The organism is Paractinoplanes atraurantiacus (assembly GCF_900215205.1).
GTDB lineage: Bacteria > Actinomycetota > Actinomycetes > Mycobacteriales > Micromonosporaceae > Actinoplanes > Actinoplanes atraurantiacus.
In genome coordinates, this window is the sequence record NZ_OBDY01000065.1 from 1 (window position 1) to 7,210 (window position 7,210).

At 74.1% G+C, this 7,210-nt stretch carries 2 protein-coding genes; both read right to left on the reverse strand.

The genetic code is table 11. From position 1 onward, the window contains the following. Positions 1-1,484 (reverse strand): condensation domain-containing protein (locus tag CRP55_RS51250; protein ID WP_179855728.1); only part of this gene is annotated, 1,484 nt, incomplete at its 3' end. After that, complete coding sequence (locus CRP55_RS51255; RefSeq protein ID WP_342751627.1) at positions 1,481-7,210, reverse strand: non-ribosomal peptide synthetase; 5,730 nt, start codon at positions 7,208-7,210, stop codon at positions 1,481-1,483. The genes CRP55_RS51250 and CRP55_RS51255, both read right to left, overlap by 4 nt.

Below are 7,210 nucleotides of genomic sequence, written 5' to 3' on the forward strand. Positions count from 1 at the left end.
AACAGCACCGCCACGACCTTCTCCGGGCCGGCGCCGCGAGACACCAGCACGCGAGCCAGTCGTTCCACTCGCGCTTGCAATTCGGCGTACGTCAAAGAAGCAGAACCGAAACGCAGCGCGACCGCGTCCGGGGTCTGGCGGACAGTCGCGTCGAACTCGTCCAACAGCAGGGTCGGCGGCACGGAGAGGGCCGAGTCCACGGCGACGAGCTCGCCCGCCCGGATCGCGGCCAGGCGGCCGTCCGGGTCCGCGGCGAACGCCGCGACCAGCTCGGCGAGGCGGTCGAGGACGTGCACGGCGGTGTCCCGGTCGACCGCGCCGGCCCGATATTCGGCGCCCAGCGCGATTTGCTCGGCCCCCGGCACGACGGTGAGGGTCAGCGGGTAGTGCGTCGCGTCGTTGCCGGTGACCGACGCCAGTCGCAGCCCGGCCGTGTCCTGAAGCGTGCGCAGCCCTTCCTCGTCGAGCGGGTAGCTCTCGAAGACCAGGAGGGTGTCGAACAGCACCCCGACGCCCGCCTGCCGCTGGATGGTGGCCAGGCCGACGTGCTGGTGGTCCAGCAGCGCCGCCTGCTCCGCCTGCACCCGAGCCAGATATCCGGCCCAGGTGTCGCTGGGACGCGGCCGGACGCGCACCGGCACGGTGTTGATGAACAGCCCGACCATGTCCTCGACGCCGCCCAGCGCCCCCGGCCGTCCCGACACGGTCGCGCCGAACACGAGGTCGTCCCGCCCGGTCAGCTCGGCCAGCACGAGCGCGTAGGCGCCCTGCACCACCGTGTTGAGCGTGAGCCCACGGGCCCGGGCCACCTCGGCCACCCGGGCGACCTCCACCCGCCGCTCGATCGTCGCCGGCTCCACCGCGGCCCGCTCGGTGCCCGGCGCGACCAGCGTCGCCTCCTCGATCCCGGCCAGCGCGCCACGCCACGCCCGCTCGGCCGCGCCCTGGTCCTGCCGCGCCACCCAGGCGAGATAGTCCTTGTAGGGCCGGGCCGCCGGCGGCTTCCCGCCCGCGTAGAACGTCAGCAGGTCGCGCACGACCAGCGGCGCCGACCAGCCGTCGAGCAGGATGTGGTGTGCGGTCAGGACGAGGGCGTGCCGCTCGTCGCCGAGCCGGATCAGCGCCCAGCGCAGCAGCGGCGGCCGGGCCAGGTCGAACGGCCGCTTCCGCTCGGCCTCGGCCACCTCGCCGACGTTCGCGCCCGGATCGGCCTCGGTGAAGTCGACCGGCAGCGCGGCCGGGATCAGCTGCACCGGCTGGCCCGCCTTGCGGGGGCGGAAGGCCGCGCGCAGGTTGGGGTGCCGGTCCTGCACGGCCTGGGCCGCCGCGCGCAGGCGGGCGCTGTCGAGCGCGCCGTCGAGGGTGAGCACCTGTTGCACGACGTACACGTCCGGCCCGCCGGCCGCGTAGGTGGACAGGAAGTAGAGACCCTCCTGCAGCGGCGACAGCGGCAGGATGTCCTGCAGTCCGCCCGGGCTGGTCACAGAAGCCTCCACTCGTCCTCGAATTCGTCGATCTCGTCCTGGCTGAGGGTGACCAGGAGGTCGGATGGGGTGTGCCCGCCGCCGTCCCGCGCGGCGTCGCGCAGGCTCTCGAGGGCGGCCAGCCAGCGCTCGCCGAGGGCGGTCACGTCCGCCTCGGTGAGCACGCCGTCCACGTACGAGAGCCGGATGTCGAGCTCGGGCCCGGACGGCAGGTCGGCCGTGGAGGCGTTGATCTCCAGGGCCTGTCCGGCCGGGAAGGCCGGGTCGAGGCCGTCGCCGAGGGTGTCGTTCTCGGCGGCCGCGACCCAGTCGCCGTCGTCGGCGGCCATGCGGCCCAGATAGTTGAACAGGATTTCCGGTGCCGGCCGGCCGCGGAGCGCCTCGGCGGCGCCCGGATGGAGATAGCGCAGCAACCCGTAGCTCGCTCCGCTGTCGGGCACCGCCCGCAGCTGCTCCTTGACCCGTTTGAGGGCCGCCGCCGGGTCGTCGCCGCCCGGGTCGAGCCGCACCGGGAACTCGGTGGTGAACCAGCCGACGGTCCGGGTCAGGTCGCTGCCCGGCACCAGGTGCTCCTCGCGGCCGTGGCCTTCGAGGCGCAGCAGCACCCCGTGCTCGGCGGTGGCCGGCCGCCACGACCGGATCGCCAGGGCCAGACCGGTGAGCAGGACGTCCTGCACCCCGGCGTGGAAGGCCTCGGGCACGGCCGTCAGCAGCGGGCCGGTGAGTGCGGCCCCGAGGCGCAGGCTGTGGTGGCGCAGCCGGGAGACCGTGTCGCCGCGCTCGATCGGGCGGGCGCCGATGGGCGTCACCGGCCCGTCGACGACGTCGAGCCAGTACGGCAGGTCGGCCGCCCGGTCGCGGGCCGCGGACGCGAGCCCTTTGGCCCAGCCCCGCACCGACGTACCCGAACGGGAAAGGGTTTTGCCGTCGGCCGCGACGGCCAGGTCCTCGACGAGCACCCGCCAGGAGACCCCGTCCACGACGAGGTGGTGAGCGACCAGCAGCAGCCGGGCGTCGCCGGGGAACCAGACCGCCTCGACCATGCGGCCCTCGGCCGGCCGCAGGCGGCGAACCGCGGCCGCGTGCTCCTCGTGCAGGCCCTCGGCGGCGACCCGCAGCGAGGCGGTCACCGAGCCCACCGCGGGCACCAGCAGGCCGTCGCCGGTCCAGCGGGCGCGCAGCGCGTCGTGGCGGTCCAGAACCGCTTGCAGGGCACCGTCGAGCGCCTCACGGGTCAGCGAGGCCGGAACGCGCAGCAGCACCGACTGGCTGAACGTGTCGATCGGCGTGTCCAGCTCGCGCAGCCACGCCATGATGGGGGTCAGCGGCACCTCACCGACGGCCACCGCGGCCGGTTCCCGGGCGCCCTCGAAGGCTCCGGCCACTTCGGTCAGCGCGGCCACGGTCTGGTGTTCGAAGACCTGCCGGGCCGACAGCTCCAGCCCGGCCGCGCGGGCGCGGGCCACCAGTTGCAGGGCCACGATGCTGTCGCCGCCGAGCGCGAAGAACCCCTCCTCCACGCCGACCTCGTCGAGGCCGAGCACGTCGGCGACGAGCGTGGCGAGCAGCTCCTGCAGCACGGTGACGGGCCGTTCGACGGCCCGCTCCAGGACCGGCTCGGGCAGCCGGGTCCGGTCGATCTTTCCCGCGGTCGTACGGGGCAGAGCATCGAGCACGACCACAACGGCGGGCACCAGGTAGTCGGGAAGCCGTGCGGCGAGCCAGGTTCGCAGCTCGTCGCCGGCCGCATCGCCTTCCACATATCCGATGAGGCGGCCCTCGCGGGCGACCACGACGGCGTAGCGGACACCCGGGTGCTCGACGAGAACGGAGGCGACCTCGCCCGGCTCGATGCGGAAGCCGCGGATCTTCACCTGGTCGTCGGCGCGGCCGAGGAACTCGAGCTGCCCGTCGCGGGTGCGCCGGACCAGGTCGCCGGTGCGGTACATGACGGTGCCGGGCGCGCCGAACGGGTCGGCCACGAAGCGTTCGGCGGTCAGCGCGGGTCGCCCGAGATAGCCGCGGGCCAGGCCGGCGCCGGCGAGATAGAGCTCGCCCGCGACGCCTGTGGCCACCGGCTTGAGCGCGGCGTCGAGCACGTAGGCGCTCTTGTTGCGGTCCGGGCGCCCGATCAGCACCGGTCCGTCCGGCGAGCATTCCCAGTAGGTCGAGTTGACGGTCGCTTCCGTCGGCCCGTAGGCGTTGAGCATGCGATGGGTGGCCGTCCAGCGCCGCACCAGCTCCGGCGGGCAGCGGTCGGCGCCGGTCACCACGGTCACCCCGGGCGGCAGGGAACCCTCGGGTAGCGCGCCCAGGGCGGCCGGCGGCAGCGCGAAGTTCGTGATCCTCTGCTCACGGACGAACGCTGCGAACGGCGCGCCGAGCCGGTCGGCCTCCGGCGTGATGACGAGGGTGCCGCCGCGCAGCAGCGACACCGCCAGCTCGGCCACGGTGACGTCGAAGCTGGGCGAGGCGAACTGGGCGATCCGGCTGCCCTCACCGACCTGCCACAGGGCGGCGAACGTCTCGGCCAGGTCGGCCAGGCCGGCGTGCGGTACGACCACGCCCTTGGGCCGGCCGGTCGAGCCGGAGGTGTAGATGACGTACGCCGCGTGGGCCGGCCGCAGGCCGGGGCACACCACCGCGGTGTCGTCGCCGTCCAGGTCGTCCGGGTGCACGACGGGCACGCCGGGCGGCACGGTCGTCGCGCCCGGGGCGGCGATGACGAGCACGGGCGTGGCGTCCTCGGCCAGCCCCGCGACCCGCTCGGCCGGGTACGACGGGTCGACCGGCAGATAGGCGCCGCCCGCCTTGGAGACGGCCAGTTCGGCCACGAAGAGGTCGGCCGAGCGCGGCAGCAGCACCATCACGATCCGGTCCGGCCCGGCACCGCGCTCCCTGAGCCGCCGGGCGAGCCGGTTCGTGAGGGCGTCGAGCTCCGCGTAGGTCAACGAGCGTTCGCCGTCCTCGATGGCGATCGCGTCCCGGGTCCGGCTGACCTGCGCGGCGAAGAGGCCGGGCAGAGTCGATTCCGGTGTCGGCGCGCGGACGCCCTGCCAGCCAGTGGCCAGGGCCTCGTGCTCGGCCGCCGAGAAGATGTCCAACTCGGACACTCGCCGGTCCGGGCCCGCGACCGCTTCGGCCAGCAGGCGGGCCAGCCGCTCGGCCAGGGTGGTCGCGGTCTCCCGGTCGAACAGGTCGGTGCTGTACTCGATGACGCCCTGAAGGCCGTCCACGCCGTCCTGCTCGGTGACGACCACGCCCAGGTCGAACTGGGCCACCCCGGTGTCGATCGGCAGCGGCGTGGTGGTCAGGCCCGGCAGTCCCGGCGTCTCGGACGGCACGTGCTGGAAGGCGACCATCACCTGGAACAGCGGGTTGCGGCCCAGCGACCGCTCCGGGTTGACGGCCTCGACCACCCGCTCGAACGGCACGTCGGCGTGGCCGAACGCGGCCAGGTCGGCCGCACGCACCCGGTGCAGCAACTCGCCGAACGTGGGATCGCCGCTGACGTCGGCCCTCAACACCAGCGTGTTGACGAAGAAGCCGGCCAGTTGGTCGAGGCGCTGGTCGGCGCGACCCGAGACGGGGCTGCCGAGCGGGATGTCGGTGCCCGCACCCAACCGGCTGAGCAGTGCCGCCAATCCGGCCTGGACCACCATGAAAGGCGTTGTTCCGGTACGACGGGCCAGTTCCCGAAGGCGGCGATGGCCGTCGGCCGCGACCTCGAACGCGACGATGCCGCCGCCGTGCGAGGCCACCGCCGGGCGGGGCCGGTCGGTGGGCAGCTCCAGCTCGGCCGGCACGCCGGCCAGTGCCTCCCGCCAGAAGCCGAGCTGCCGCTCCTGCACGTGGCCCAGCAGTTCGTGCTGCCAGAGCGCGTAATCGGCGTACTGGACCGGCAGCGGCGCCCAGTCCGGCGCGGCGCCACGGGTCCGGGCCGCGTAGGCGGCGCCGAGGTCGGCCACGAGACGACCCTCGGACCATTCGTCGGTCACGATGTGGTGCACCAGGAGCAGCAGGACGTGCCGGTCCGCCCCGAGAACGAACAGGTGCGGGCGCACCAGAAGCTCGTCCGCGAGGTCGAAGCCGTGGCGGGCGGCGTCCGCGAGCAGCTCCGGCAGCTCGTCCTCGCCGCGCACCTCGGCCTGCCGCCACGACGGCCGCGCGTCGGTCAGGATCCGCTGGACGGGCCGGCCGTCGACGGCCGGGAACACCGTGCGCAGGCTCTCGTGGCGGGCCAGCACGTCGTCCAGGGCGGCGCGCAGCGCGGGCGCGTCGAGCCGGCCGTCCAGCCGCAGCGCGAACGCCACGTTGTAGGTCGGGCCGGGGCCGTTGAGCTGGTGGTGCAGCCAGAGCCGGTGCTGCGCGGGCGACACCGGCAGCGGTTCCGGCCGCTCGGCCACGGCAAGCTCGGGCAGCCCGGCCTGCGGCCCGGTCCGCTCCAGCTGCGCGGCGAGGGCGGTGACGGTGGGCGCGTCGAAGACCGCGCGCACGGCCAGCGGCACGCCGAACGCGGCGCGGACACGGGCGGCCAGCGCGGTGACGGTCAGCGAATGCCCGCCGAGCGCGAAGAAGTCGTCGTTCGTGCCCACGCTCGTCAGGCCGAGCACCTCGGCGAACAGTCCGCAGAGGATCTCCTCGGCCGGGGTGCGCGGGGTGTCGTCGCCGGCCAGCGCTCCGAAGTCGGGCAGCGGCAGGGCTCGCTTGTCCACCTTCCCGGCCACCGTGACCGGCAGGGCTTCCAGTTCGATGACGGCCGAGGGGACCAGGTGGTCGGGCATCCGCTCGGCGGCCCACTCACGCAGGCCGTCGGTCTTCCCCACGACGTAGGCGACCAGACGGCCCTCAACCGCAAGCACGACCACCTGAGACACCGCGGGGTGCTCATTCAGCAGCGCGGCCACCTCACCTGGCTCGACCCGGAAGCCGCGAATCTTCACCTGGTCGTCGGCGCGGCCGACATACTCCAGGCGACCGCTGTCCGTCCACCGGACGACGTCGCCGGTGCGGTACATCCGCTCCCCCGGCGCCCACGGATCGGCCACGAAGCGCGTCGCCGTCAGGCCCGCGCGGTCCTTGTACCCACGGCCGAGCTGAGCACCCGACAGGTAGAGCTCACCGGTCTCGGCCGGGCGCAGCCAGTCGTCGAGGACGTAGGCCCGGGTGTTGCCGATCGGTCCGCCCACCAATGGGGTTTCGCTCTCGGCCACGGTGGCCATCAACGTGTCCACAGTGCACTCGGTCGGGCCGTACAAGTTGATGCCGTTGGTGTCCGGCGCCTCCCGCAGGGCGGCCCAGATACGCGGGTCGGCCGCCTCGCCGCCGAGCGCGACCATCGCCGGGTGGTGACGGCCCTCGGTGAGCAGGCCGGCGGCGACCAGGGGCCCGGCCAGCGACGGCGTCACGTCGAGGAAGTCGATGCCGTGGGCGTCGACGTAGCCGGCGAAAAGCTCCGGGTCGCGGCGCGTCTCGTCGTCGAGCAGGTGCAGCTCGTGCCCGGCGACGAGCCAGAGCAGCCCCTCCCAGGACGTGTCGAAGACCAGGGCGGCGCTCAGCGCGGCCCGGCGGCGGCGGCCGTCCGCCGTCGGCTCAATGAGGGTCACGCGGTGGTGGTGGAACAGGTTCGCGAGGCTGGCGTGCTCGACCACGACGCCCTTGGGCCGCCCGGTCGATCCCGAGGTGTAGATGAGGTAGGCACCCGAGCACGGATCGATGACCGGCAG